Below are 25,529 nucleotides of genomic sequence, written 5' to 3' on the forward strand. Positions count from 1 at the left end.
ATATATAACTATCACAAATTGAAACATCTGCCTGCGCCAAAACTGAGAGTATGTCTTTATGTCCGATGGGTCCAACCAAGCCAAAGTCAGTGTCCTGAAGCCTCAAACGCAGAGCGTTGTGGCAGAGCGCGCGCAGGTCTTCGACAATCGCGCTGACCGCGATGATGAGATCGACCTTTTGGCTCTTGTGGCGACTCTTTGGAGAGGCAAGTGGATTATTGCGCTGATCACGACTCTCGCGATTCTGATGGGTGGCGTTTACGCGTATGGTGTTGCCGTACCTCTCTACACCGCGAATTCCGTGGTGCTGCTGGAGACCAAGCAAAACCAGATCGCTGACCTTGAAAGCGTTGTGTCCGGCCTCAGCGGAGACACGAGTGAGGTGAATTCCGAGGTAGAGATCTTGCGGTCACGTATTCTGCTGGGACGTGTGGTGGACCGGCTGGATCTGGAGAGTGATCCGGAATTCAATGCAAGCCTGCGTGAGCCGGGATTGCTGGACAATGTGAAATCCTCCGTAATCGGTGGGATCAAGGCTGCCATCGGTCAGACTGAGCAGGAGCCGAGCCTGACGCCAGAACAGCAGGCCATAAGAACCCATGACAACGTGGTGTCGGCCCTATTGAGTAAAATGCAGGTGTCGAATATTCGTCAAAGCCTTGTGTTCCAGATCCAGGTTGAAACCACCGATCCGCAAAAGTCGGCGGATATCGCGGATGCTATTGCAGAGGAATACACAAGCTCTCAGCGTGACGTGAAATACGAAGCCACTGAGCAGGCCAGCGAATGGCTTAGCGAACGAGTGGCCGAACTCAAGCTCGAGCTTGAAGAAGCCGAGCAAGAGGTGGCTCGCTTCAGCTCATCGACACGGCTGGTGTCCGCAGAGGCCCTGGAAGGGCTCGAAAGACAGCTCAAGGAAATCCGCGATCGCATCGTGGCCAACACAGAGACCCGGACGAGCCTAGAGTCCCAGTTACAAGAGCTAGACGCTGCCAACACCTTGGATGAAAAGGCGGCCATTGCGGGCGATCGGTTGTTGTCGCAATTGGCCGAGGATCTGGATGGGAGCGACCGTTCTCGCGCTGCATTCGACACACGGTTGGCCGCAGTCATATCCGGTCTCCAAACCAACCTGACCCGGGTCGAGCGTCAGCTTGCCAGCCTCACCGCATCTGCAGCCACCCTCGAGGAACAGATCACGCAACAGACCGAAGACCTCATCCAGTTGCGCCAGCTGCGCCGCGAGGCGGAAGCGACCCGGCTGCTCTACGAGCATTTCCTGACCCGGCTTGGCGAGACATCCGCGCAACGGGGCATCCAGCAGGCAGACAGCCGGTTGATTTCCAGCGCGGTCGTGCCTCAAGTGCCGTCGTTCCCGCGCAAGTCCTTGATCCTCGCCTTGTCGGGCATGCTGGGCCTGATGCTGGGCGCGGCTCTGATCCTGATCCGCGAACTGCGCAACAACACCTTTAAGACCGCAGCTGATCTGGAGGCGCTTGGCGGCTATGCCGTTCTGGGCCAAATCCCGGCGATGCCGATCAAGAAGCGCAACGAGGTGCTGTCCTATGTGAATGACAAACCGACCTCTGCCGCGGCCGAAGCCGTGCGCAACCTGCGAACATCGGTGATGATGGCTAATCTGGACAATCCCCCTCAAACCATTCTGGTCACCTCGTGTCTGCCAGCCGAGGGCAAGACGACCGCCTCGCTCATGCTGGCCCATAATTTTGCGGCGGTCGGTAAGTCGGTTCTCTTGCTGGAAGGGGATGTGCGTCGCCGCACCTTGAACGAGTATTTCGACGTGACCGAAAAACGCGGCCTCGTATCCGTCTTGGGAGACTTGGCAAAGCTCGAGGATGTCGTCTTTCATTCCCAAGCTTTGGGGGGCGATGTCTTGTTGACGGAGGAAAGCCGCGTGAATGCGGCTGACCTGTTCTCGTCGGATAAATTCAGCAAGTTCATTGAGACGGTCAAGACGCGCTATGATGTCGTGATCATCGACACGCCGCCTGTTCTTGTCGTGCCTGACGCGCGCATCATCGCGCAACATGCTGATGCGGTGCTTTTCAACGTGAAGTGGGACAGCACGAGCCAGCCGCAAGTGCAAGAAGCCCTGCGCCTGTTCCACAATTCCGCACAGCGCATTACCGGCTTCATCCTCAACGGCATCAGCGCCAGGGGCATGAAATACTACGGCTATGGCGGAAAATACGGCGCCTATGGCGCCTACGCGTCCAAGTATTACAACAGTTGATCCTTGGCGCGGCGATCACCCCGCGCATTCGCTGTCACCGGATTGCCGGGCGCCATTCGGTCAGTGCCCGGCTTTCGCAAATCATTCCGACAGGGTTGCCCCGGTCGAGATTACGCTGAGCGTCGGGAGAAGCTGTGAAATCGTTCTGTTCCACCGCGTGATCGGTTGCGAGGCGACGAAGATGATGTCATTCGGGCGCAACTCGAAGGATGCACCAACGGCCAAGGCGGCGGCGTTGCGCGCATCAAGGTTCCATGCCGTAATCGCGCCGAACTCCCGGGGATCCGAGGCCGCCCGCAGAACATAGATCTGCGACACGTCGCCTTCCTTGAACTCAATCCCGCCCGCCTGGTCGAACAGCGCATCCGTCAAGGACGCACTTTGTTCATAAGGCAGGGCAAAGCGTGTTTGCCGGCGCACCTCGCCAGTGACATAGGCATAGTCGCGCTTTTCCGCACCATATTCCTGCCGCGCCTCGAAATTCGCGCGGCGCTCTTCAAGTTCGGCGCGACGAATGGAGACTTGCGTCGACAGCTTGGTCAGCGCCGTTTCAACCAGTTGTTGTTCTGCGGTCGTGCGCCGAATGGATTGTTCGAAAAAATCCTGCGCCTGCCGCAAATCGTATTCCGTATCCACAAAGATCGCATCCCCGTCGACCAGCCGTGTGCGGTAAAGCCCCCGGTCCGAATAAAGCTCTCTCAACGGAATCTGATAAAGCTCACCATCGCGAAACAGCCGGACGGATGCATAGTCCTGATCTTCCACTGTGATCCCGCCCGCCGCGGCAAGCGCCTCATCCAGGTAAACCGGCGTCAGTTTTACCGGAATAACCGTTGGCTTGCCTACGGCGCCACCCACGGACACCTTCTGCGAATTGAACTCCGCGATCTCGAGACTGAAGGTCGGGTCGATCTGGTTCTCCAGAAGGGCCTGAAAAAGCACATCCTCCGCCTCGCTGATTGTCAGGCCCGCGATTTGAACACGACCGATATTCGGAACATTGATCGTCCCGCCATTCTGGACGGTATAGCCTTGCCGCGAGTTTTCCGCCGCCAGAAGTCCCGACAGCTCTTCGATGGTTGAGCCGGTTTGCGGTGTCGACAACAGGATGACATCCGAAATGCCGATCCGATACGGTTCCGGCGTCGCAGCCGGCGGCAACCGCAGTTGCAGGCTGTCTGGTCGCGTTTCCGGCAGCGCGGGCGCCTCGGGCAGGTTGGGAATGGATCGGGCTTGCCCGCTTCCTCCCGCCGTCATCGAAAACGCTTGAGGCAAGGCGCGCGGAGTGTAAGGCGTGAGGTTTGCCTGCATCACGGTTTCAGCGGTGATCGGCCTGACCCGCACCTTGGCGGCGTCATCGACTCCGGCGGTGACTTGCGGGCTGCGCAGGACGACATCGCACCCCGCGAATGCTATGAAGATCAGCCCAAGTCCGCAGAGTTTAGTCAGATGCCGCATAATGTAATTCCTCGTGTCAGCATGGCCGTATGTCACTGGCCATCATAGATATTGACCAGCCTGATCAGCAGTGAGCCGGCAATCGGCCCTATCCATTGAACAGCCTGGAGAATTTCGCCGTTTCCGACCCAGTAGATATTGGTGAAGTCATCGGTCAGGTTGCGGCACTCTTCCGAAATGCGCCGCGCCGATGCCGTCTGCCCCATGAGGGTCAGCGTCTCCATCCCGCCGGGGGTGATCACGCAGCGATAGCTGCGCGTCGTGACGTCGTTGTTTCCATCCAGATAGGTATGGAAACGGTTCGCCGTGCCTGCGGCCTCGGCGCGCACAAGCCGCTCCACTTCATCGACGCGCGCGGCTTGCAGCCCCTCGAAGAAACCCCGCGACCCTACGATGAAGCCGTTGCGGGTTTTCAGGGACGCGCCCTCGATGCTCAACCAAGTCAGGACACCCCGATTTTCGTGGCTCAGAAGCAGGCGCGATACCGACTGCGTGCGCACGAAAAGAACTTCCAGCGCGGGCGCCTGTGCTTCAAACAGCGCAACGAAACGCTCGGAATTCGGGGGCTTCTGGAACAGCCCGCGCATTTCGGAAAAGGCGCTGTCCTCGCGTGAACTGCATGCCGTCAACAGCATCACGGCACTGCACAGGATCAAGGCGGGTTTCCTCATCTGTAAAAGCGCCCCCACCCGTCTTTCAATTCCTCCGCGCGGCTATCGCGGATGAATTCGTAAAGCCGTGTCGACACATCAAGCCGCGCACCGCCGTCGCGCGTGATTGGCCTGATCGTCGTGCCGAAACGGTTCGCACTGGGTTGTCCCGTGACCCAGCTGAGAGGGATTTCAAATGTAATGCCCTTGTCGAAAGACCCTTCGCCGAATTCGCTGAAGGGCACATCGGTCAGGGTGAAAAACCCGCCTACCCGGATCCCGCTGTTGAACTCCCGTTTCAGCGTAAAGGTAGCGCCCCAGTCACCGGCAAGATAGCGCCCGGCATCCACCTGCCCGTAAAAGTCATTCCCAAAATCGTAATAGGCCGAGGCATGGCCCGTTACGACATCGTAACTCTGCAGCCCCAACAGGCCGTCAAAATCTCGCTTGCGCGCGTAGTTGAGCTCGACCCCAAGGGCAAGACGGCTGGCTGTCGGCGCCCAGAGAAGCTCACCGGAAAGGCCGGCATACATCGTCTCAAGATAACCGGCGGTCACCCTGCCAAACAGGTCTTCGCTCGGTCGAAACAGGTATTCAGCCGTAAGCGTGTTGATCTCGAAATCGGATTGCTGCGAATAGAGCACCGTATCGGTGCGTACCCGTGGCAGGACAGAATCCGACGTTCGGGTCGCGTCGTCAATCGTGCTGTAGAGCGGATAGCGAAGGTTGGTCGAAAATGTCAGCCCCTCGATCGGCCGGTAGCTCAGGTTCAACTGCGGCCCGAATTCATACCTCAGCGGCTCATCCGGATCGAAGAAGGAAAACCGGAAATACGGCGAGAAGCTGTATTCGAATTGCCGCCCTGCCGGGATCGGGGCCAGGGCCGGGCCTGCCGGCGCATCCTCGATCACAGCGCGCGTATAGCTGCGCCATGCCCCATCGAGATCGTTTTCCAACTCGTAAAGATCCCTGCGCTTCAAATTCACCGAGGTGATCGGAACGCCTTTCTTTCTAAGAATGATGACGAAGGTGCGAACGGTTTCCGGCGTCATGCGCGCCAGCACGCGCGCCGCGCGCCCGACCGTCTGCGCCTGCTTCAGCCATTGCCGGTTCTCGATTTCCAGAAAGACCGTGTCGCCCTCTTGCCGGACACCATCCAGTTGGATCCCCTGCGCGCGCAACGCGGTTTCCAGATCCATTTCTTGTCCCGGCGCCCGTTTGCCAAGCGGGATATTCCAGCTTGTCGCAGCGAGCGGCAGGCGAGGTGCCAGCGCCGGGCCCTCACCCTCGGCCCCTGCATTGAAGTTCGGTCGCTTGGGGTTGAGATCAAAGGAAAGCTGCGCGCCGAACGTCTCGCCGCCATTCACGTAACCGGCCAGTGACCATCCGCTTTGAAACCTGTATTTCGCTCCGAAATTGATCGGGCTGTCCAAGGTTCCGGCCCCCCGCGCGCGCTCCGTCTCATAGTTGTCCGAGCTGTATTCCAGCGCCAGGGACAACTGATCCGTCACGTTCCAGTTAAGCCCGCCAAAAAACGCGGCATCGCCCCTGAACCAGACATTGGTGTTGACCTCGCCGCCCTGTCCGACATCGATCGGGGGGCGGGTGTCGAACCTGTCGGCAAGAACGCCCAAGGGATTGGAAAACTCGTTGCGCGACCCAAGCCGCCCCCAGCCGATACCGGCGGTCGCCGAGAAGTTCGGTGTTATGGATTTGGTTGCCACCAGATATTCCGATGAATAGATTCCGGTGCCCAGAAAGTCCCTCAAACCCACCGCGATCGCAGGGCGAAGACCCCTTTCTTCGGCGAGCTGGATGTGTAGGTCGAAGCTTCGGTCATAGTTGGCGCTGGTGCCTCCGACGAAGTTATCGATCACCGAATAGCGGAACGCGCCGTAGACATAAGGCAGGAACTGGAAGAACAGTGTGGTTTTCGAGGTGTCCGCAAACTGGCTAAACGTAAACGCGAGCTGACCATCGTCCATGACCTCTGCCGTTGGCATTTCGATCAGGCCGGGCGTTCCATAGACCGAAAATCCGGGATCGGCTTGTGCTGCGGTGGTCGACCAAAGATGCGCAGCTCCGACAAGAGCGGAGCTAAGCGCTGGCGTGATCGCAATTTGAGAGCGCAATGCGCGCATGGACAACCCTTGCTCGGCCCCTCGGCGGCCACTTTTATTTTCGCTTTTTAACTTATATTTATAACTGGTCACCTAAACAACCGCGTGTTGAAAGGTTCTTAATTTTGCTCATCAAGAGACTATTTGGCCACTTTTGGCGTGAAAGGGCCGTACAAGATGACATGCCAGCGATCCGTCCGGACACACCGCTGGCAGTCATCGGTGATATCCATGGCCGCGCCGATCTTCTGGGGGCAATGCTGCCGCTTGTCCCGAAAGACTACCAGATCGTCTGCGTCGGGGATTATATCGACCGGGGAGAACACTCAGCCGATGTCCTGAAGATGCTCAAGGCGCGGGATGATATCCTGTGCCTCTTGGGTAATCACGAAGACATGTTGCTCAGGTTTCTGGATGACCCGGAGCACCACGGGGAGAGGTGGCTGCGCTATGGCGGGCTACAAACGCTGCAAAGCTTCGGCGTCTCTTTGGATCATGGGCAAGGCACTACAAAACGTTTGCTCGACTGCCGTGATGCCTTGCGGGACGCCATGGGCACGGACATGATTGACTGGATCCGCGATTTACCGCTCCAATGGATGTCGGGAAATGTCGCTGTCGTGCATGCTGCCGCCGATCCCACCCGATCTCTGGCCAGGCAAGAGCCGTCCGTGCTGTGTTGGGGGCATCCAGAGTTTCTGACGCAGCCGCGTCAGGATGGTGTGTGGATCGCATACGGTCATACGATTGTGGATAGCGCGCATGAAGCGCAGGGCCGAATCGCCGTCGATACCGGCGCATATGCAACGGGCCGGCTGTCCGCTGCGCTGATCGCTCCGGACCATATTGATTTCATCAGAACTTAGATCGGCGATCAGTCGACCCGTGCGTTGATCTTTTCAACGGCCGAGGCGGGCACGTGCGTTCGAACGGCTTGCCCCATGATATCGAGCAGGATTTCCAACCGGCCCTGCCTGTCTGCAGCCTCGATCCGTGTGATTGTATCCGCAAAGGGGCCGGATACGATTCTGATCTTGTCACCTGCTGCAAAACTGTCCGGCGTGGTGAAGAGGCCGTCCTTCGTGCAGCGCGCCATCATGGCCGACATGAACTCTCCGGGCATGACGGCAGGGCGCCCCTTGGTGTCGGTGATCAGCCGTGACAGACCGCGTGTGCTATTCAAGGCGCGCCATGCAAAGGCCTGTGCATCGAACTGCACGAATATGTAACCGGGAAAAAGTGGCACCGTCTGCTTGACGAATTTCCCGCCACGGCGCTGATCTTCTCGACGCTTGGGGCAAAATGTCGTGAAACCTTGCCGCGAAAGATGCCGTTCGGCGATACTCAAAGCGTTCGGTTTGAGCTGCGCTGCACACCATTCAAAGTCTGGATGCATTTGGCCTCAGTGTCGATTTCTTTCAGTCCCAGTCAATACGAGATGTCTCAACTGTCAGACACGCCACGTTTAGGCAGGGCCATCATTGGCCCCGCAAAACATTCATGAGATCAAGGCTTTCTTATTGGGTGCCTGTGGTGGACGTGGTGGACGTGGTAAAGATAGCCCCGCCGTTTCCGCCGCCGCCTCCGGCACCGGCAAGCGCCGCGCCGGCAACCAGCGTGCCAACCCCGACAGCAACGCCCACGCCTCCGATAATTCCACCTCCAGCTACTGCCGCCGCGCCGCCCGCAGCTGCTCCGCCCGCAGCTGCTCCGCCGCCGGCTGCTGTGCTACCGCCAGCAGCTGCGCCACCTGCCGTACCGCCGCCAGTGGTTGCTGCACCGGGGGCGACAACGCCTTGCGTCGACAGAGACATTTGCGTCGCGTCACCCGCAAAAGCGGACGACGAGAAGGCCGCAATGACGACGGAGGTCGCGAACAATTTGAACTTCGGCATATCTTCCACCTCTCATAAATTCTGTATCATATATGATCATAGGGTAACTGAAAGTAATTGTCAGTAAGAGACTTCATGAAAACCTATCCATGGTTGTTTCGCGCAGGATACGGGCTGAATTTGGACATTGGCGCACTCGTTCCCGCCATGCGTTGCGCGGTGAGCAGCAGAGTCGGCTTCTGGACCTGAAATGCTAAAAAGCCAATTAAAAAAAGGTTTTTGACGTCAATAAAGGGCTTGCTGCGATAAGGGCGTGCCGCCTTTCCAAAGGCTTGATTCGGCCAAAAGCCTCTGTCTGCGGCATTCTTCGCCGAAAGGCCAAATTTTTCTTAAATTTGATCCATGCGTCTTTTCTTTTGATCTCAAAATGATACGAAGTGGATCGTGGGACCGTTTGTTTCATTCGATCCCTACTCGCTACACGTGCAGCCGCGCATCCTGAAAACGGAGTGAGCGCCGGTGCGGTAGCCGTGGTTTTCAGCTCAAATCCGGATCTGTCCATCCAGTTACTGACACAGAGGCGACCCTGAATCGAGAGCCGCAGCATCGCCTCATGCCCCGTTGTTCAGTCAGCTCTATCCATAGCCAGACGCCGTGACACTGCCCCGAGCGTTAGCGCGTGAATTTCCAATCGCAATGCCCATAACACCAGCTGAAGTGTAAAAAATGTTAGATGTTTCCCTAGTTGTTTTCGGTCACAGCGCCAGCGTCGCTGGCATGTCTTTGGTGCTTTGCTTGGGGCTTGTGATGGCCGCACAATGGTTTCCGCGCTTGGCCGGGCGGTCCGCTGACCTCATGGCGGTTCAGGCTGCGCATTCCAGAGCAGCGCCCCGTGTCGCTGGATTGGCCGTGTTTGGCGCATTGGTCTTCAGTATCCTGTTTGTGCCGGAACCCTACGCCAACCGTTATGCTCTCTTCCTGACCGCGACATCGGTGTTGTTCCTCGTTGGCTTGCTTGAAGACCTCGGCTTTGGAATTCAACCAAAGCTGCGTTTACTGGCGGCCATCTTGTCCAGCCTCATGGTTATCTTGTTACTGGAAGTCTGGCTGGTCCGGTCGGGCGTGGCTTGGTTCGATCCCTATATGGCCTATTGGCCTGTCGGCGTGGCGCTGACCGTTTTTGTCACCGTAGGAGTGGCCAACGGCTTCAATCTGATAGACGGGGTCAACGGTTTGGCCGCCGTGGCCGCAATGGCCTGTGCCGTCGCTCTTGCTTTGATTGCGGCCCAGGCGGGCTATACAGCGATGGTCAGGTTCGCTCTGATGTTGGCCTTTGCTGTTTTTGGCTTTGTCCTCGTGAATTTCCCGCTCGGCAAGATCTTCCTCGGGGATGCGGGGGCCTACACACTGGGCTTTGTTCTCAGCTGGTTCGGTGTTTCGATCCTCTGGCACTTCCCCGTGGTGTCGCCCTGGGCCATCTTGCTGACGGTCTTCTGGCCCGTCGCAGATACCAGCCTCGCGATCTACCGACGCGTCCGCCATCGGTCCATCGCGTTTTTGCCTGACAGGTTGCATGTCCACCAACTGGTCATGCGTGCGCTAGAGATTTATGCCCTTGGGCGCGGTCGGCGTCAGTTGGCCAATCCTCTGACCACCGTGATCCTCGCCCCCTTCGTCATCTCCCCACCGCTCACAGGCGCATGGCTCTGGAATGATAATAGCGCGGCTGGAATTGTGGTGCTGCTCTACGCGGTTGGTTTTTTCGGCTGCTACGTACTGACGTTCCCGGTGCTGCGGCGAATGCCTCGGCGGCGGCAGTAGAGTGCTGATTTTGAGACGCTTGAGGGTTTGCGTTATCGGGGGTTTGAGTCTGCAAAATGACGGGCATCCTGGCATTTCGGTGCTTGGGCCTTTGACATAAATGGGCTCAGCCGCCGCGCGAGTGATGCGCGCCACCAGACGATAACACGACAATATCGAAAAGACAGGTAGGATAACACATGTGTGGGATCGTCGGCATCATCGGCCGCGACGATGTGGCAGAACGGCTTGTAGACGGGCTGCAGCGGCTGGAATACCGCGGCTATGACAGCGCGGGCATCGCGGTGGCGAATGGCGCGGGCATTGCTGTCCGCCGGGCCGTGGGCAAGCTCGACAATCTCAAATCCGATCTCAAAACCGATGCGCCCACGGGTCGCGTCGGGATCGGACATACGCGCTGGGCCACCCATGGGGGCGCGACGCAGAGCAATGCGCATCCCCACAAGGTGGGCTGTGTGACCCTTGTGCATAACGGCATAATCGAAAATCACTGGGCTTTGCGGGTTGAATTGGAGGCCCTGGGTGTGCGTCTGTCGTCCGAGACCGATTCGGAAGTGGCGGCGGCCTGGCTCGACCAGCTGCTCGGCCGCGCTGAAAACCTCGATGAGGCGTTTCAGCAGTTGTTGGACACCCTCGTGGGCTCGTATGCGCTCGCCGTTGTCTTTGAAGGCTACCCGGATTTGATGTTCGTCGCCCGGCAAGGCTCGCCGCTTGCGATTGGCTATGGGCCGGGGGTCGAAGGCGGTGCCGCGGAAATTTTTGTGGGCTCGGATGCGTTGGCGTTGGCGCCCTTTACCGATCAGGTGAGCTATCTCGAAGATGGCGACTGGGCCGCGATTAGGCCTGACAGGGTCGAGATTTTCGACCGACAAGGCGCGCCTGTGACCCGCGCGGTGCTGACCATTGCCGCCGAAGACAGCGTCGTCGATAAAGGTCCCTGGCCGCATTACATGCGCAAGGAAATCGAAGAGCAGCCCGAGAGCCTTGGGCGTCTGCTTGGCACGCTGGTGGACCCGGGCGCAAATGCGCTGAAGCCCCTCCTTGAGGAGATCGATTTTGCCGCCGCCGATCGGATTATTTTGCTCGGCTGCGGGACCGCGCATTATGCCTGTCATCTGGCCAGCTATTGGATTGAGGAGCTCGCGCGCTGCCCGGTGGAGATCGATCTCGCCAGTGAATATCGCTACCGCGATCGCCCACTCACCGGACGCGAGATCGTGATTGCCGTCAGCCAGTCGGGCGAGACGGCAGACACGCTTTCCGCGCTGACCGCACTCTCTGGACGCGTGGCCGCGCGGCTTGCGGTGGTGAACGTGCCCACAAGCTCAATCGCGCGCGAGGCCGATGCCATCCTCGAGCTTCAGGCCGGCCCTGAAATCGGGGTCGCTTCCACCAAAGCCTTCACCGGCCAGCTCATGGCGCTGATGGCGGTGGCCCTTAAAGCTGGCCGGGACCGGGGCGCGCTGTGCGACGCGCGCCTTGCAGAGGCCATCACCGAGCTGACCTCTGTGCCGCGCATCGTCGCCGACACTCTGAGGCTGGTGCCTGCGGTCGAGACCGCAGCACGCCGATTGGCTGAGGCCTCAGATCTCTACTTTCTGGGCCGGGATGTGCATTATCCGATCGCGCGCGAGGCCGCGCTCAAGATGAAGGAAATTTCCTACATCCATGCCGAGGCCTATGCCGCGGGGGAGCTCAAGCATGGCCCCATCGCGCTCATTGATGAGGGCACACCGGTGGTGGTCTTCGACAATCTCGGGGCCCTACATGAGAAAACTGCGTCGAATACCGCGGAAGTGGCGGCGCGAGGTGCGGAGGTGGTGCGGATCGGGCCGGAAGAAGGGGCTGCGTTGCGCACGCCGGAGGCGGGGCCCCATGCCACAGGGTTTGCCTATGCCGTGGTCGCGCAGCTGTTGGCCTATTTTGTCGCCGTGGAAAAAGGCACGGATGTCGACCAGCCGCGCAACCTCGCGAAATCGGTGACGGTGGAGTAGGGCAGCGCGCAGGCGCCCAGTCCTCATGTCGAGCACCAATCATAAGTTACCAAAAGAGAGCATATGAAACGTATTTTGATTACAGGCACGGCCGGCTTCATCGGTTTCCACCTCGCAAAGCTGCTGTTGGACGAAGGGTTCGTCGTGCATGGCATCGATGCGATCACGGATTACTATGACGTCACCCTCAAGCGCCGCCGCCACCAGATGCTGCTGCAGAGCCCTGGATTTACGGCCACTGAATGTTGGCTGGAGGAAGCCGACCGTATTGGCGAGGTGGCCCGGAAGTTTGCCCCTGACGTGATCGTCCATCTCGCAGCCCAAGCCGGCGTGCGCTACAGCCTAGAAAATCCGCGCGCCTATCTCGACAGCAATATCATCGGCACGTTCAACATCATGGAAGCCGCCCGCGAACTTGGCGTCGAGCATTTGCTTATGGCCTCGACCTCATCTGTTTACGGCGCCAATGAGGATATGCCGTTTTCCGAGACAGAGAAGGCGGACACCCAGCTGACCTTCTACGCCGCCACGAAAAAAGCCAATGAGGCGATGGCACATTCCTATGCGCATTTGTGGAACCTGCCGACGACGATGTTCCGCTTCTTTACGGTTTACGGTCCCTGGGGCCGCCCAGATCTGGCGCTCTTCAAGTTCGTGGATGCGATGCTCGATGGACGCCCGATTGATATCTACAATCACGGGGACATGTACCGTGACTTCACCTATGTGGAGGATCTCGTGCGCGGCATCTGCCTGCTCATCGATGCAGTCCCGGTCCGGCCTGAAAGTGCCGACGATATCGAGGCGGGGGACAGCCTCTCGCCTGTAGCTCCTTACCGCATCGTCAATATCGGGAATTCTGAGAAGGTACGGTTGCTGGACTTTATCGAAGCCATTGAAGAGGCGCTCGGGATCGAGGCCAAGCGCAATTACATGGATATGCAAACGGGGGACGTGCCGGCCACTTGGGCGGACGCAAGCCTTTTGAAGAACTTGACGGGCTACCAGCCGCAAACCGATGTCCGCGATGGCATTGACCAGTTTGTGGCTTGGTTCCGCGACTATTATGGGAAATAACAGAGATGATTAGTATGGTTAATTTGCCAAACCTTGACGATATCCGAATTGCTGTCATTGGCTTGGGCTATGTGGGCCTGCCTCTGGCGGTGGAGTTCGCAAAAAACCGGTCGGTGATCGGGTTCGATATCAATGAAAAGCGAATTGTGGATCTCAACGCGGGACATGATGGAACGCGCGAGGTGAGCAGTGCGGAACTCGCGGAGGCCGCGCATCTTGATCTGACATGCGATGTCGGAGCCTTGAAAGATGCTAACGTGTTTATCGTGACTGTGCCAACGCCGATCGATGCGCATAAGCGTCCGGATCTGGGACCGCTGCTCAAAGCCTCTGAGACAGTTGGCCGCGCCCTGAAAGCTGGGGACATCGTAATTTACGAGTCGACCGTGTATCCGGGCGCAACAGAAGAGGATTGTGTGCCTGTGCTTGAGCAGGTGTCGGGGCTCACGTTCAACCGGGATTTTTACGTGGGCTACAGTCCCGAGCGTATCAACCCGGGCGACAAGCAGCACCGGCTGCCTGACATCCGGAAGGTCACATCCGGGTCCACGGTAGAGGCCGCCGACCTGATCGATCGTCTCTACGCGACGATCATCAGTGCCGGGACCTTTAAGGCCGAGAGTATCCGCGTGGCCGAAGCGGCCAAGGTCATCGAGAATACGCAGCGCGACATCAATATCGCGCTGATCAACGAACTGGCGATCATATTCAATCGGATGGGAATCGACACCCAGGCCGTGCTCGAGGCGGCGGGGACAAAGTGGAACTTTTTGCCGTTCCGGCCGGGTCTGGTGGGCGGGCACTGCATTGGGGTCGATCCGTACTATCTGACCCATAAGGCTGAAGCGATTGGCTATCACCCGGAGATTATCTTGGCGGGGCGTCGATTGAATGATGGCATGGGGGCTTATGTGGCGGGCCAGATGGTCAAGGCCATGCTAAAAAGAGGCCTTGAGGTCGCAGGTGCGCGTGTGCTCGTGATGGGGTTGGCGTTCAAGGAAAACTGCCCGGATTTGCGGAATACGCGCGTGGTCGATGTCATTGATGAACTGCGGGACTATGGGATGGCCGTCGATGTCCATGATCCATGGGTGGATACAAGCGAGGCGGCACGGGAATATGGGATCGATTTAGTCGATGTACCCGAAAAAGGCGCTTACGACGGAGTGATTCTTGCGGTGGCCCATAATGAATTCCGTGCGCTTGGATCTGACTTTATGCGGTCTTTCTGCCGCAGCGAGAATATCTTGTACGACTTGAAGCATGTTCTGCCGACCTCAGACGTGAACATCCGGCTTTAAGTCAAAAAAATGGAAGAAGAGCAGTACTGGACATGAAAAATTTTGCGTTGATCGGTGCCGCCGGATTTGTAGCGCCGCGCCACATGAAAGCCATCAGGGACACTGGTAATAAGCTGGTGGCCGCACTTGACCCAAATGACTCGGTCGGCATCCTTGATAGTTTCTTTCCGGATGCGGATTTTTTTACTGAGTTTGAACGTTTCGATCGACACATCGACAAGCAACGCAGATACGGCCATGGACAAGAAATCAACTATGTGTCGATCTGCTCACCGAATTATCTGCACGACAGCCATATGCGGTTTGCGCTTCGGTCTGGTGCCGAGGCGGTTTGCGAGAAACCGCTTGTTCTCAATCCCCGAAACATCGATGGATTGAAGGAAATCGAGAACGATACGGGGTCCAAAGTCAACACGATTCTCCAGTTACGGGTCCATCCTTCCATCATCTCACTCCGTGACAAGATTGCCGCGGGGCCAAGGGATCAAAAATTTGATGTAGATCTCACTTACATCACATCACGTGGGCATTGGTACCTTCAAAGCTGGAAAGGGAATGTTGAAAAGTCCGGTGGAATTGCAACAAATATCGGTGTTCATTTCTATGACATGCTGCATTTTTTGTTCGGCGCGGTTCAAGAAAACCATGTGCATCTGTCGGAACCAACGAAGGCCGCAGGCTATTTAGAGTACGAACACGCACGCGTGCGCTGGTACCTGTCTCTCGATGTGGGCGATGTGCCGCGAGAGCTGCGCGAAGCAGGGCAAAGGACCTACCGGTCGATTACCGTTGATGGCGAGGAAATTGAGTTTTCCGGCGGGTTTGCCGATCTTCACACCCGCAGTTACGAAGAAATTCTGGCAGGTCGGGGATTTGGCCTCGAAGAAAACCGTGTTGCGATCCAGACTGTTGCAGATATCCGCAATGCCTCAACAACCCTCGTCGGCGACCTTCATCCCTTTGTGCGTCAGACAGACTAGGAGCAGAATTTATGGCTGAATATTTTAAGCATTCGAGCGCTATTGTGGATGATGGAGCGGACATTGGCGCTAATTCCCGCGTTTGGCATTTTGCACATGTATGTGGCGGCGCCTGGATCGGAGCGGGCGTGACGCTGGGGCAGAATGTCTTCGTCGGAAATCGTGTGGTTATCGGTGATCGATGCAAAATACAAAACAACGTTTCTGTTTATGACAATGTCACGCTCGAAGAGGGTGTTTTCTGCGGGCCGTCCATGGTCTTTACAAATGTTTATAATCCGCGGGCTTTTGTTGAACGCAACGACGAGTATCGCGATACCCTGGTGCAACGCGGCGCGACACTTGGCGCTAACTGCACGATCGTTTGCGGCGTCACCATCGGAGCGTTCGCGTTCATTGGAGCGGGCACAGTGGTGACCCGTAGCGTGCCGGATTTTGCTTTGATGGTCGGTAACCCGGCGCGGCAGATTGGCTGGATGAGCGCTTTTGGTGAACGTCTCGATTTACCGCTGGATGGGGCGGGCGAGACGACCTGTCCTCACACCAATGATCGCTATGTGTTGGAAGACGGATGTATTAAGTACACCCCGGTCAGCGCAGAAGACGGCGAACAATGACCGTAAAGCCGATCCCATTTATCGACCTTGAGGCGCAACAGGATCGCTTGCGGCCGGAGATTGACGCCGCAATTGCGCGTGTGCTTGCGCATGGAAAGTATATTCTTGGACCCGAGGTTGGTGAATTGGAAGAGCGCCTGGCCGACTATACGGGTGCTCAGTATTGCATCACCTGCGCAAATGGTACCGATGCCCTGCAGATCGCTCTTATGGCGCTTGGCGTCGGGCCAGGCGATGAGGTTATTAGCCCTGGATTTTCCTATATCGCGACAGCGGAGGCGCCAGTACTTTTGGGGGCGAAAGTAGTCTATGTCGACATTGATCCGGTTACCTACAATCTGGATCCATCACAGCTCGAGGGCGCAATTACGTCCAGAACGAAGGCGATCATTCCGGTGTCGCTTTACGGTCAGCCGGCCGATTTTGACGAGATCAACGAGATCGCGAGTCGCCATAACATTCCAGTCATAGAAGATGGTGCGCAAAGCTTTGGGGCCAGCTACAAAGGGCGCAAGTCCTGTAATTTGACCACGATTGGCTGCACCAGTTTCTTCCCGTCGAAGCCACTCGGGTGTTACGGCGACGGCGGGGCCATCTTCACCTCCGATGAGGACTTGGCCACTATCCTGCGCCAGATTGCACGACATGGCCAAGATCGGCGGTATCACCATATAAGAGTGGGTGTGAACTCGCGTCTCGACTCGCTTCAGGCGGCGATCCTGTTGTGCAAGCTTACGATCCTTGACGATGAGATTGCAGCTAGGCAGAGCGTCGCAGATGCGTATGATGCCGCGCTGGGTCCGCTGGCCATTACCACGCCGACTATCAGCAAGGAGCGCAACAGCGCATGGGCGCAATACACCATTCGCATTCGGGATCGCGATGCCGTTCGAGCAGCGCTGCATAAGGCTGCAGTGCCGAGCGCCGTTCACTATCCGCTTCCGCTGAACCGGCAACCTGCTGTGGGCGACAATTCGGTTGACTTACGGCATGGCGAGTGTGCCGCGAACGAGGTGATGAGCCTGCCGATGCATCCATATATGGGAGCGGAGCACTTCGAACGGATCATTAGCGCTTTGGCTAATACTGTCCATCGGTGACGCGGCCATGTCCTTGAGATCTCGCCTAAGCGCCCTGCGCGAGAATGGCTTAGTCCGATCGGCATCGGTTCTAGCCGGCGGAACAGCTGTGGCACAGTTACTAACGGTTCTGGCGCTGCCTGTACTGACACGGCTTTACTCCCCGGAGGAATTCAGCGTGCTGGCCGTCTATGTGGCGATTCTAACGATGGTACAGGTTTTGGCCTGTTTACGACTGGAGATCGCCATCCCACTGCCCGAGGACGAAGTTGAGGCGGCAAACCTGCTAGCGCTGGCGCTCGTGTCCGCGATAGCCGTTGCGGTGATGACGGGCCTTCTGGTCTTGGGGTTTGGGCGCGCATTCTTTGTCGCTATCGACCAACCCGTATTGCCAACGCTTAGTTGGCTTTTGCCATTCGGTACCTGGCTGGCGGGTAGTTATGCCGCGTTGCAGTTCTGGAGCACGCGCAAAAAACGCTTCTCCACCCTCGCCCGCACTCGGATGGTGCAGGCTGGTAGCGGGCTGACTGCGCAGTTGGGTCTTGGCTTTGCGAGCGCCGGGCCATTAGGACTGATGCTGGGGCACGCACTGATGGCGGGAGCGGGCGTAGTCAACTTAGCCCGACAGGTTTGGTGTCATGATCGTGGCGCGCTGGCCGGGATTACCAAGCTGGGGATGCGCGAGGCGCTAGTCACCTATCGCCGGTTTCCATTTTATTCGACGTGGGAAGCACTCGCCAACAATGCAGCGATCCAGTTTCCGGTTCTGCTGATTGCGGCTCTAGCCCTCGGCCCCGAGGCGGGCTTCATCTTTTTGGCGACGCGAGCCATCGGCACACCTGTCACGCTGATTGGCGGAGCGGTTGGGCAGGTCTATCTGTCACGCGCGCCCGAAGAGATGCGCGCCGGTCGGCTGCCCGAATTCACCGCAGACGTGTTGAAAGGGCTGGTTCGCGTAGGCGTAGCACCACTGGTCTTTCTAGCAGTTGTCGCCTCACCCGTCTTTGCCTTCGTCTTTGGCGAGGAGTGGCGGCGGGCTGGCGAACTTGTAGCCTTGATGACACCCTGGTTCATTTTCAAGCTGCTATCCTCGCCTGTATCGATGGTGATGCATGTGAAGATGATGCAGCGGGCAATGCTTGGACTTATGGCGACAGGACTGATATTTCGCGTGGTGATCACGCTGGGAGCTTACCGATTCGACCCGACCCTGATCGCAGAAGGCTACGTCATTTCCGGTGCTGTCTTTTATTTGGTGGCCTTCTGGGTCTATCTTCGCGCATCAGGCGCGGGATGGGGAGCGGTGAAAGGTTGTGCTAGCTCATTTGTGCTTCCTGCAATAGCGGCGGTTCTTGCCGGCCTCGCTGTTCGCGCACTGTTTGCAGGGGTTTCACTGTGAAAAAGCCTGTCGTGATTTACATAGCAGGCTACGGTCGGAGCGGAAGTTCTGCTTTGTCGCGAGCTCTGGCGCAAGATGAAACGGTTCTTTCTGCCGGCGAACTGGGGCGTTTGCCGAATTTCATCCGCAACGACCATCCATGCGCATGTGGCAAACCTGTTTCGGAGTGCTTTGTATGGCGGAATGCAAGGACAGGGACTATCAATGACACTATGGAGGCGGTGATCCACGCGAATTTTCCAATCGTTGTCGATAGCTCAAAAACCGCCTACTTCGATTTTCACCGACCGCTACTCTACCGCATGAACGGCTATAGAGTCATAATGGTCCATCTGAAACGCCCCCTCTCTGGGGTTCTGAATTCCATATCCAAGGGAACCAACAAAGATCTTGAGGCCGGAATTAAACGGCGCAGGGCTCTCAACCGGACAAGAGCTGTGCTGGGATACTCTTTTGCCCACGGCGCGGCTGTGGCCAATCGATTGATATTCAGGGATTTCATTCGTGTTGAACACACTGATATGACCCAGGACCTTTCAAAGGTGGTTCATAGTATCCTGTCCTTGGCAGAAAATGCAGCCACCCGGGAGCCTCAAGATCAAATTCTAAACCGGTCAACACATGGTATGCACGAAATCGCTGGTAACCGCCTTCTGAGAGATGACGGCCGTGTGTAAACAATTTCCTATACATGTTCTTTATCTGTATTTCGACGATATTTCCGCTGCCAAAGGGCCAAGCGTGAATGAGAGGGAATTCCTGAACGGCCTAGCGGCCTCCGGTATCCCCTTCACAGCGGTTATACCAGAACCGGCAAGACACGTTGAAGTATTAGGGTTTCAGGATGTTCTTACTGTTTCGCCTTTAAGATCGTCCCGCCTCCACCAGAGCGTTTTTGGCCAGCTTTCTGTGCTTAGCGCGGCAATCTCAGTGCTTCGGCGGAGTCAAAACAAAAATCATCACATAGTGGTTCGCCTGCCAGCTCTGCCTTGGGCGGTGAACCTTCTGGCGCTCTTTTTTCCGCATATACCGTTACACGTAAAAAGCCTTGGTGACACCGATTTCTTGAAACGAAAAGGTGGGCTAAACGGTCTGTTGCTGAAGCCAGTTGCATCCGTCCAATCGTGGATGGTTCGATCAGCCCTGAAGCGAGTGCAGACGATCGATACCGTCACCGAAAAACTCGCCGGCCTAATCGCACGAACCAACAAGCTTGACCCGGGTAAGATTCACGTCATCCCGAACGGAACAAACACCAAGCGTTTTCATCCCACCACCAACCATATCACGAATAATATTGATATCAGCCGAAATCAATTTGTTGTTGGATATGTCGGCGGTCAACCCTTCACTCGCGGTGGTCGCCAAATCATACAGGCAGTTTCTCGTCTCTCGGACTTGCTGCCAGAAATAAGATGCAGAATCGCCGGTGGCGATGTTCAAGACCTAGAGCGGGTCGCCATCGAATATGGAGTAGAAAGCCGGTGCGATATTGTAGGTAAAATACCTTACGATGACGTTAATGATTTTCTAAACAGTCTAGATGTCCTGTTTGCAACTGACGATAGTTCGCGTGCAAAAATGCTTGGTAATTCTAACCAGAAGATCCGCCAAGCCCTAAGCATTGGAGTTCCGGTCATAAGCAATTCAGAGGCAGAAGCGGATTTTTTGAAAAATAATTTGATCCACGCTGTAGATACGGACGATATTGATGAGGTGTGTAATTCTTTGTTTTTAATATATAATATCGACGCTCTGCAAAGGAAGGCCTTTGCTAGAAAAGCCAGAAATTTCATACATGAAAACTACTCCCTCAATGTATTGACTGAACGTAGATTAAACATATGGGCGGCTAAACGCTCAGGCAACGCCTTTTGGATGAAGGACGACGGAAGCGTCTCATGAATATCGTCCTGTTTACTTTATGCGTGCTTCCTGTGCTTTTGATTTTGTTAAAACAAAATGGTTATGTTTCATTCAATGCACTCTGGTTTTCTATCTTTCATTTTTTCACCTATGGTCTAGTCGGCTACACGTTTCCAAGCTCCGGCGCCGATGAAAATATCAAGTTTCTCGTAGTGACTGTGGGTTTCTTCATTTTCTGGGGTTTCTTGCTGGGATATTTGCTGGCTGCGGCAATTTCTGGAGCCGGCTACAAGTCAAGAATACCGCACGATTTCAGCCCTATTACCGAAAGTCCGAGGCTCAAATCCAGTATGGTATTGTTCATTATTTTTACGATTATCATCGCATGGCTGTATTTTGGAGGGGCACCCCCAATTGTTTCAGCAGTCACCTCTCTTATCACTGGTCAGTTCAGTGTTGACGCAGCCATAAATGTTCGGGATTTCCGCTTTGAGCAGACCAAGGCAGCGTACTTTGGGGGAGAGTATCGTGGGCAGGGCGTTTTTCGCGCTATTACCTATACAAACTGCGCAATCATTGTATCCTACTTCACCTTTATTTTTGCGACTAGAGGGACTCGTAAATCTGCGATGTATCTGGCTACATCCATTGTGTTCGCATTCATTGTTGTTGGCGGAGTGGGAGACCGGGGACCGTTCCTTGAGATAATTTTAATTTCTGCTGGCACCTACTCGTTGGTTAGACCTTTTAAGGCGATAAAGTTGCTCAAATTCGGTGCTTTTTCTTTTCTGGTTTTTATACTCTTGAGCAGCTTATCAACCAAAGGATTTTATTTCTATCAGCAGGAAGGCGTTTCCGGAGTATTTTCCCTAGCGGATTCCCTGATCAATCGAATTTTCAGGGGTAATTCTCAGTATGATTTCAAAATTGTGGAACTGGTTGAGACTGGTAGCTGGCCGCTCCGTTGGGGTGATGTTCACCTTCGAAACATAATTACAGCGATACCCGGCATCAACTATGGCGTACCGGTCTCGTACGAGTTGTTCATTTATATGAATCCTGGCTCCAACAACACGACCTTTCTTTCAGGTACGTATCTAACGCACACCTACCTGGATTTTGGTTGGTTTGGTTCGGCAGTCCTCTATTCTGTCGCAGGAATGTTGATTGCGTTTCTTGCCAGATATGCGGAGACAAAGTCACTCAGAAGTGTCATTATCTTGCTTGCGCTTCCAACGATCAGTTTTTCCCTCGGAAAGGTAATTGTCTACGGGATTCCGGGTCTTATTCCAAACTTGGTTATCATCTTTTTTAGTCTTGGGATGTTGACCCTATTCCTTTCTGTGAATGTCAGTTTTCCCAGAGTTCGGTTTAGATATTGACATGCATCTGCTCCTACTCGCCTCCTATGCACCGTCTCTGGTAAATTTTCGCGGGCCGCTGATCGCTGACATCCTCGCCGCTGGGCACAGAGTAAGCGTGGGTGCGCCGGGTATTAGCGTAGATTTGCGCGCCAGACTCGAGGCACTGGGCGCCGAAGTGTACGACACGCCGCTGCGGCGCACCGGCACCGGAATCCTCTCCGACCTGCGCTATGGCCGCGCCCTTTATCGCTTGATGCGCCGCATCCACCCCGACATCTTGCTAACCTATACGATTAAGCCCAACATCTGGGGCGCCTTCGCCGCCAGCAACGCCTGCTTGCCATCCTTTGCAATGGTCACGGGGCTTGGCTATGCCTTTACGAACTCTGATCGCGTGAGCTTGAAGCAGCGTGGTGTTCGGGCGATTGCACGATGGCTTTACCGTGCAGCTACCCACCGAAACACCAAGGTCATTTTCCAGAATCCCGATGATCGCGATGATTTCTTGGCCGCCGGTTGTCTCGCGGACGCAACTAAGGTCGCAATGGTTAATGGTTCCGGCGTGGATCTGAACCATTATGCCGCCGTGCCTTTGACTGAGGCTCCGATTTTTCTGATGATCGCGCGCCTTCTTAAAAACAAGGGCGTGCGCGAATACGCTGAAGCTACGATGTCACTTCAAAAAACCCATCCGGAGGCACGTTGCCTGCTTGCAGGGCCTTTTGACGAGGGCCTGGATGGGATTGATACCGAAGACCTGAGGCACTGGGAAGAAGGCGGTCTGGAATATCTAGGCCCTCTGGACGATGTCCGACCGGCACTGACCGAGGCCCGCGTTTATGTGCTGCCGTCATATCGTGAGGGGACCCCACGTTCAGTCCTAGAGGCCATGGCGATGGGACGGCCGGTGATCACCTCTGACGCTCCAGGATGTCGGGAAACCGTCCAGGACGGTGTCAATGGATATCTGGTTCCAGTCTGCGATCCTGAGGCTTTGGCCAATCGCATGCGAGAGATGATCGGCGACCCTATTCGGACAACGAAGATGGGAGAAGAGAGCTTGCAGATCGCACGAGAAAAATACGACGTCCGGAAAGTGAACAGGCAACTGATGGAGCACCTGGGTTTGTTGGCTGACAAAGAGTCGAATGCTTAAGATGGGTAAAAACCCGAAAGCCGACGTTATCGGGGCTTTGCTGGGCATCCTCCACGATCGAGGCCACGACGCCTGAGCGACACAACATGTTGAAACGCCTTTTTGATATCGTCGGCTCCTTGGTGGGCCTCATCCTGTTCGCGCCAGTCTTTTTAGTTCTTGCCATCCTGATACGAAGGCAGATGGGGTCTCCGGTGTTATTTCGTCAGACCCGGCCTGGTAAAGATGCCCAGCCGTTTGAAATGCTGAAATTTCGCACGATGCGCGATGCTATCGGGCCGGATGAGCAGCCACTTCCAGATGCAGACCGGATGACCAAACTGGGGCAAAGGCTGCGCTCGAGCTCGGCCGATGAGTTGCCGGAGCTTTGGAACGTCCTCAAAGGTGAGATGAGCCTCGTCGGTCCACGTCCTTTGTTGATGGAGTACCTGCCGCTCTACAGCACAGAACAGGCACGCCGCCACGAGGTCAGACCAGGGGTTACGGGCTGGGCGCAGATCAATGGGCGTAACGCGATCTCCTGGGAGCAAAAGTTTGCGCTCGATGTCTGGTATGTCGACAACCGGACGCTCTGGCTCGATTTCAAGATTATCTGGTTGACCATCCGAAAGGTTTTGAAACGAGATGGGATCACTGCGCAGGGAGAAGCTACAATGCCGAAATTCACCGGCTCAAAATGAGCAAGCTGTTCATTATTGGTGCCAGCGGGCATGGGAAAGTTGTGGCGGATACCGCTGAGGCCTGCGGGTTCACCGACATTGCCTTTCTGGACGACGTCTGGCCAGAGAAGACCATGAATGCGCATTGGCCTGTTGTGGGCTTGCCGGATCGAGAGCGGTCGCCGCTATTTTGCGCGGTTGGCAATAATCAAACACGGGCGCGTTTTTTTGATAAACTGTACCTTGATGATAGCCCTGTCCTCATCCATCCCCATGCCAGCATATCGCGATACGCAGCAATCGGGGCCGGCAGCTTGGTCGTGGCTGGTAGCGTCGTGACCGCGGACGCTTCGATCGGCCGCGGCGTGATTTTGAATACAGGCTGCAGTGTCGATCACGACTGCCAAATTGGTGATTTCGTGCACATCTCGCCCGGCGCGCATCTCGCTGGCGGTGTTTGCGTGGGCGCGCGCTCTTGGGTGGGGATCGGAGCAGCGGTCCGTGAAGGTATCCGCATAGGCCGTGACGTCATGGTGGCCGCGGGTGCCGCAGTTGTTGACGATGTGGAAGACGGCGCCCGCGTGGGCGGCGTCCCGGCTCAAAGGATTTGAATTTTGCTCAATGGACCGTTTTCCCCCTGGCCCTCGTTCACACAAGAAGAGGCTGACGCCGTCTCACGTGTTTTGCTATCCAACCGGGTGAACTATTGGACCGGTCAGGAAGGCCGGGAGTTCGAATGCGAATTCGCCGCTTGGTGCGGGGTCGAGCATGCAATTGCCGTTGCCAACGGAACCGTGGCGTTGGACCTCGCGCTGGCTGGTCTGAGCGTGGGCGCGCGAAACGGTGGCTCTCCGGGCGACGAGGTGGTCGTCACGCCTCGGACCTTTGTGGCGTCTGCCTCGACCGTGCCCAATGCTGGCGCCGTGCCTGTATTTGCTGATGTTGACCCGGAGAGTGGTAATATCACCGCAGAGACCATAGCGGCCGTTCTCTCAGAAAATACGAAAGCGATTATCGCCGTGCACCTCGCTGGCTGGCCCTGCGACATGGACCCGATCATGGAACTGGCAGCGGCCCGCGGCATCAAGGTCATCGAGGATTGTGCGCAAGCCCATGGCGCGTTCTACAAAGGTCGCCCGGTTGGCGCGATCGGCCATGTCGCTGCTTGGTCGTTTTGCCAAGACAAGATCATGACCACTGGGGGTGAGGGCGGCATGGTGACCACGGTGGACCGGGACCTCTGGTCGCGGATGTGGGCCTTGAAGGATCATGGCAAGAGCTGGGGGGCGGTCTACGAACGCCAGCATCCGCCAGGGTTTCGCTGGTTGCATGAAAGTTTTGGGACGAATTGGCGGATGACCGAGATGCAGGCCGCGATTGGCCGTATCCAATTGATGCGCATGGCAGACTGGACAGCGGCCCGCACGGCCAGCGCCAGGATCATTGAAAATGCTCTGGCACCGTTCGCTGGAGAGTCGGGGCCTGTACGCGTTCCAAATCTGCGCTGCGCAGGGTGTGAGGGGTGCAAGGCGCAGGACGGCTGCGTGCACGCCTACTATAAGTATTACGTCTATGTGCGCCCTGGCAATCTGGCGCCGGGATGGGATCGCGACCGGATCGTTGAAGAAATCAAAGCCCTCGGTGTGCCGTGTTTCCAGGGAAGCTGCTCGGAGGTTTATTTGGAAAAAGCCTTCGCGGAAACGGGCTGGCGTCCCAAAGAGCGCTTGCCTGTCGCGAGAGAGCTGGGTGACACCAGTGTGATGCTTCTCGTCCATCCGACTTTGACAGAGGGTGAGATCACCAAGACGGCGGAAGCACTCCGGAAGGTTCTTGAGCAAGCACGTCGGACATAAAGCTGCACTCGGACAATCGGAAATCGTTCCTGTCTCGCGTGGTCCT

21 protein-coding genes are annotated in these 25,529 nt (G+C 56.5%); 17 read left to right on the forward strand and 4 right to left on the reverse strand.

Annotated features, from left to right (window positions below):
* The first annotated feature begins 58 nt into the window (after positions 1–58).
* Positions 59–2,254, forward strand: a complete 2,196-nt coding sequence (locus tag F3H35_RS17280; RefSeq protein ID WP_149780790.1) for a polysaccharide biosynthesis tyrosine autokinase — start codon at positions 59–61, stop codon at positions 2,252–2,254.
* Between the two features lie 81 nt (positions 2,255–2,335).
* Here F3H35_RS17280 and F3H35_RS17285 read toward each other — a convergent pair whose 3' ends face one another.
* From F3H35_RS17285 to F3H35_RS17295, 3 genes are read right to left on the reverse strand one after another with little or no spacing between them, the layout of a single operon-like run.
* Positions 2,336–3,712 carry a polysaccharide biosynthesis/export family protein gene (locus tag F3H35_RS17285; protein WP_149780791.1) on the reverse strand — a complete coding sequence of 459 codons (1,377 nt, stop codon included), beginning with the start codon at positions 3,710–3,712 and terminating at the stop codon, positions 2,336–2,338.
* 32 nt (positions 3,713–3,744) lie between these two features.
* Positions 3,745–4,383 carry a YjbF family lipoprotein gene (locus tag F3H35_RS17290; protein WP_149780792.1) on the reverse strand — a complete coding sequence of 213 codons (639 nt, stop codon included), beginning with the start codon at positions 4,381–4,383 and terminating at the stop codon, positions 3,745–3,747.
* Positions 4,380–6,503: a YjbH domain-containing protein gene (locus tag F3H35_RS17295; RefSeq protein WP_149780793.1), complete on the reverse strand. Its 2,124-nt coding sequence runs from the start codon at positions 6,501–6,503 to the stop codon at positions 4,380–4,382. Before F3H35_RS17295 ends, F3H35_RS17290 begins: the two co-directional genes overlap by 4 nt.
* On the opposite strand from F3H35_RS17295, the gene F3H35_RS17300 reads away from it, so the two are divergent.
* The gene (locus F3H35_RS17300) at positions 6,494–7,348 is read left to right on the forward strand and encodes a metallophosphoesterase (RefSeq protein WP_223228460.1); all 855 of its coding nucleotides are present in this window, start codon (positions 6,494–6,496) and stop codon (positions 7,346–7,348) included. The genes F3H35_RS17295 and F3H35_RS17300 overlap by 10 nt on opposite strands.
* 8 nt (positions 7,349–7,356) lie before the next feature.
* Here the strand turns inward: F3H35_RS17300 and nusG are convergent, their stop codons facing one another.
* Positions 7,357–7,878: a transcription termination/antitermination protein NusG gene (gene nusG, locus F3H35_RS17305; RefSeq protein WP_149780794.1), complete on the reverse strand. Its 522-nt coding sequence runs from the start codon at positions 7,876–7,878 to the stop codon at positions 7,357–7,359.
* A 1,165-nt stretch (positions 7,879–9,043) separates the two neighbouring features.
* Between nusG and F3H35_RS17315 the strand changes: the two genes are divergently transcribed.
* The 15 genes from F3H35_RS17315 to F3H35_RS17385 all read left to right on the forward strand — a co-directional run bounded on the left by F3H35_RS17315 (position 9,044) and on the right by F3H35_RS17385 (position 25,483).
* The gene (locus F3H35_RS17315) at positions 9,044–10,138 is read left to right on the forward strand and encodes an MraY family glycosyltransferase (RefSeq protein WP_149780796.1); all 1,095 of its coding nucleotides are present in this window, start codon (positions 9,044–9,046) and stop codon (positions 10,136–10,138) included.
* A gap of 179 nt (positions 10,139–10,317) precedes the next feature.
* Positions 10,318–12,132, forward strand: coding sequence for a glutamine--fructose-6-phosphate transaminase (isomerizing) (glmS, locus tag F3H35_RS17320; RefSeq protein ID WP_149780797.1), 1,815 nt, complete (start codon positions 10,318–10,320; stop codon positions 12,130–12,132).
* Between the two features lie 63 nt (positions 12,133–12,195).
* Positions 12,196–13,209, forward strand: a complete 1,014-nt coding sequence (locus tag F3H35_RS17325; RefSeq protein WP_149780798.1) for an NAD-dependent epimerase/dehydratase family protein — start codon at positions 12,196–12,198, stop codon at positions 13,207–13,209.
* Positions 13,210–13,214: 5 nt separating this feature from the next.
* A complete protein-coding gene (gene tviB, locus F3H35_RS17330; RefSeq protein ID WP_317510707.1) occupies positions 13,215–14,510 on the forward strand; it encodes a Vi polysaccharide biosynthesis UDP-N-acetylglucosamine C-6 dehydrogenase TviB in 1,296 nt (431 codons plus the stop codon).
* Positions 14,511–14,542: 32 nt separating this feature from the next.
* Positions 14,543–15,490 (forward strand): Gfo/Idh/MocA family protein, encoded by a 948-nt coding sequence (locus F3H35_RS17335; protein WP_149780800.1) that lies wholly within the window; start codon positions 14,543–14,545, stop codon positions 15,488–15,490.
* Between the two features lie 11 nt (positions 15,491–15,501).
* On the forward strand, positions 15,502–16,107 hold the full coding sequence (locus F3H35_RS17340; RefSeq protein ID WP_149780801.1) for an acyltransferase: 606 nt from the start codon (positions 15,502–15,504) through the stop codon (positions 16,105–16,107).
* Entirely contained in the window at positions 16,104–17,207 is a 1,104-nt protein-coding gene (locus F3H35_RS17345) for a DegT/DnrJ/EryC1/StrS family aminotransferase (protein ID WP_149780802.1), read from the forward strand. The genes F3H35_RS17340 and F3H35_RS17345 overlap by 4 nt, the downstream gene beginning before the upstream one ends.
* A gap of 88 nt (positions 17,208–17,295) precedes the next feature.
* A complete protein-coding gene (locus F3H35_RS17350; RefSeq protein ID WP_188130021.1) occupies positions 17,296–18,585 on the forward strand; it encodes a lipopolysaccharide biosynthesis protein in 1,290 nt (429 codons plus the stop codon).
* Positions 18,582–19,262, forward strand: coding sequence for a hypothetical protein (locus F3H35_RS17355; protein ID WP_149780804.1), 681 nt, complete (start codon positions 18,582–18,584; stop codon positions 19,260–19,262). Before F3H35_RS17350 ends, F3H35_RS17355 begins: the two co-directional genes overlap by 4 nt.
* Entirely contained in the window at positions 19,255–20,490 is a 1,236-nt protein-coding gene (locus F3H35_RS17360; RefSeq protein ID WP_188130022.1) for a glycosyltransferase family 4 protein, read from the forward strand. The genes F3H35_RS17355 and F3H35_RS17360 overlap by 8 nt, the downstream gene beginning before the upstream one ends.
* Complete coding sequence (locus F3H35_RS17365) at positions 20,487–21,833, forward strand: O-antigen polymerase (protein ID WP_149780806.1); 1,347 nt, start codon at positions 20,487–20,489, stop codon at positions 21,831–21,833. The genes F3H35_RS17360 and F3H35_RS17365 overlap by 4 nt, the downstream gene beginning before the upstream one ends.
* 1 nt (position 21,834) lies before the next feature.
* Complete coding sequence (locus tag F3H35_RS17370) at positions 21,835–22,971, forward strand: glycosyltransferase family 4 protein (RefSeq protein ID WP_149780807.1); 1,137 nt, start codon at positions 21,835–21,837, stop codon at positions 22,969–22,971.
* A gap of 86 nt (positions 22,972–23,057) precedes the next feature.
* Entirely contained in the window at positions 23,058–23,651 is a 594-nt protein-coding gene (locus F3H35_RS17375; RefSeq protein WP_149780808.1) for a sugar transferase, read from the forward strand.
* Entirely contained in the window at positions 23,648–24,241 is a 594-nt protein-coding gene (locus F3H35_RS17380) for an acetyltransferase (RefSeq protein WP_149780809.1), read from the forward strand. The genes F3H35_RS17375 and F3H35_RS17380 overlap by 4 nt, the downstream gene beginning before the upstream one ends.
* Before the next feature lie 3 nt (positions 24,242–24,244).
* Complete coding sequence (locus F3H35_RS17385; RefSeq protein ID WP_149780810.1) at positions 24,245–25,483, forward strand: DegT/DnrJ/EryC1/StrS family aminotransferase; 1,239 nt, start codon at positions 24,245–24,247, stop codon at positions 25,481–25,483.
* Positions 25,484–25,529 lie beyond the last annotated feature (46 nt).

The organism is Roseovarius litoreus (assembly GCF_900142765.1).
In the GTDB taxonomy this organism is placed as follows: domain Bacteria; phylum Pseudomonadota; class Alphaproteobacteria; order Rhodobacterales; family Rhodobacteraceae; genus Roseovarius; species Roseovarius litoreus.

Excerpts from the sequence above, each read along its gene's own strand:
- F3H35_RS17315 (WP_149780796.1), top strand. The coding sequence starts at position 9,044 with ATGTTAGATGTTTCCCTAGTTGTTTTCGGTCACAGCGCCAGCGTCGCT.
- F3H35_RS17335 (WP_149780800.1), top strand. The coding sequence starts at position 14,543 with ATGAAAAATTTTGCGTTGATCGGTGCCGCCGGATTTGTAGCGCCGCGC.
- nusG (WP_149780794.1), bottom strand. The coding sequence starts at position 7,878 with ATGCATCCAGACTTTGAATGGTGTGCAGCGCAGCTCAAACCGAACGCT.
- F3H35_RS17370 (WP_149780807.1), top strand. The coding sequence starts at position 21,835 with ATGCATCTGCTCCTACTCGCCTCCTATGCACCGTCTCTGGTAAATTTT.
- F3H35_RS17340 (WP_149780801.1), top strand. The coding sequence starts at position 15,502 with ATGGCTGAATATTTTAAGCATTCGAGCGCTATTGTGGATGATGGAGCG.
- F3H35_RS17365 (WP_149780806.1), top strand. The coding sequence starts at position 20,487 with ATGAATATCGTCCTGTTTACTTTATGCGTGCTTCCTGTGCTTTTGATT.
- F3H35_RS17375 (WP_149780808.1), top strand. The coding sequence starts at position 23,058 with ATGTTGAAACGCCTTTTTGATATCGTCGGCTCCTTGGTGGGCCTCATC.
- glmS (WP_149780797.1), top strand. The coding sequence starts at position 10,318 with ATGTGTGGGATCGTCGGCATCATCGGCCGCGACGATGTGGCAGAACGG.
- F3H35_RS17285 (WP_149780791.1), bottom strand. The coding sequence starts at position 3,712 with ATGCGGCATCTGACTAAACTCTGCGGACTTGGGCTGATCTTCATAGCA.
- F3H35_RS17280 (WP_149780790.1), top strand. The coding sequence starts at position 59 with ATGTCCGATGGGTCCAACCAAGCCAAAGTCAGTGTCCTGAAGCCTCAA.
- tviB (WP_317510707.1), top strand. The coding sequence starts at position 13,215 with ATGATTAGTATGGTTAATTTGCCAAACCTTGACGATATCCGAATTGCT.
- F3H35_RS17380 (WP_149780809.1), top strand. The coding sequence starts at position 23,648 with ATGAGCAAGCTGTTCATTATTGGTGCCAGCGGGCATGGGAAAGTTGTG.
- F3H35_RS17300 (WP_223228460.1), top strand. The coding sequence starts at position 6,494 with ATGCGCGCATGGACAACCCTTGCTCGGCCCCTCGGCGGCCACTTTTAT.
- F3H35_RS17345 (WP_149780802.1), top strand. The coding sequence starts at position 16,104 with ATGACCGTAAAGCCGATCCCATTTATCGACCTTGAGGCGCAACAGGAT.
- F3H35_RS17325 (WP_149780798.1), top strand. The coding sequence starts at position 12,196 with ATGAAACGTATTTTGATTACAGGCACGGCCGGCTTCATCGGTTTCCAC.
- F3H35_RS17290 (WP_149780792.1), bottom strand. The coding sequence starts at position 4,383 with ATGAGGAAACCCGCCTTGATCCTGTGCAGTGCCGTGATGCTGTTGACG.
- F3H35_RS17295 (WP_149780793.1), bottom strand. The coding sequence starts at position 6,503 with ATGCGCGCATTGCGCTCTCAAATTGCGATCACGCCAGCGCTTAGCTCC.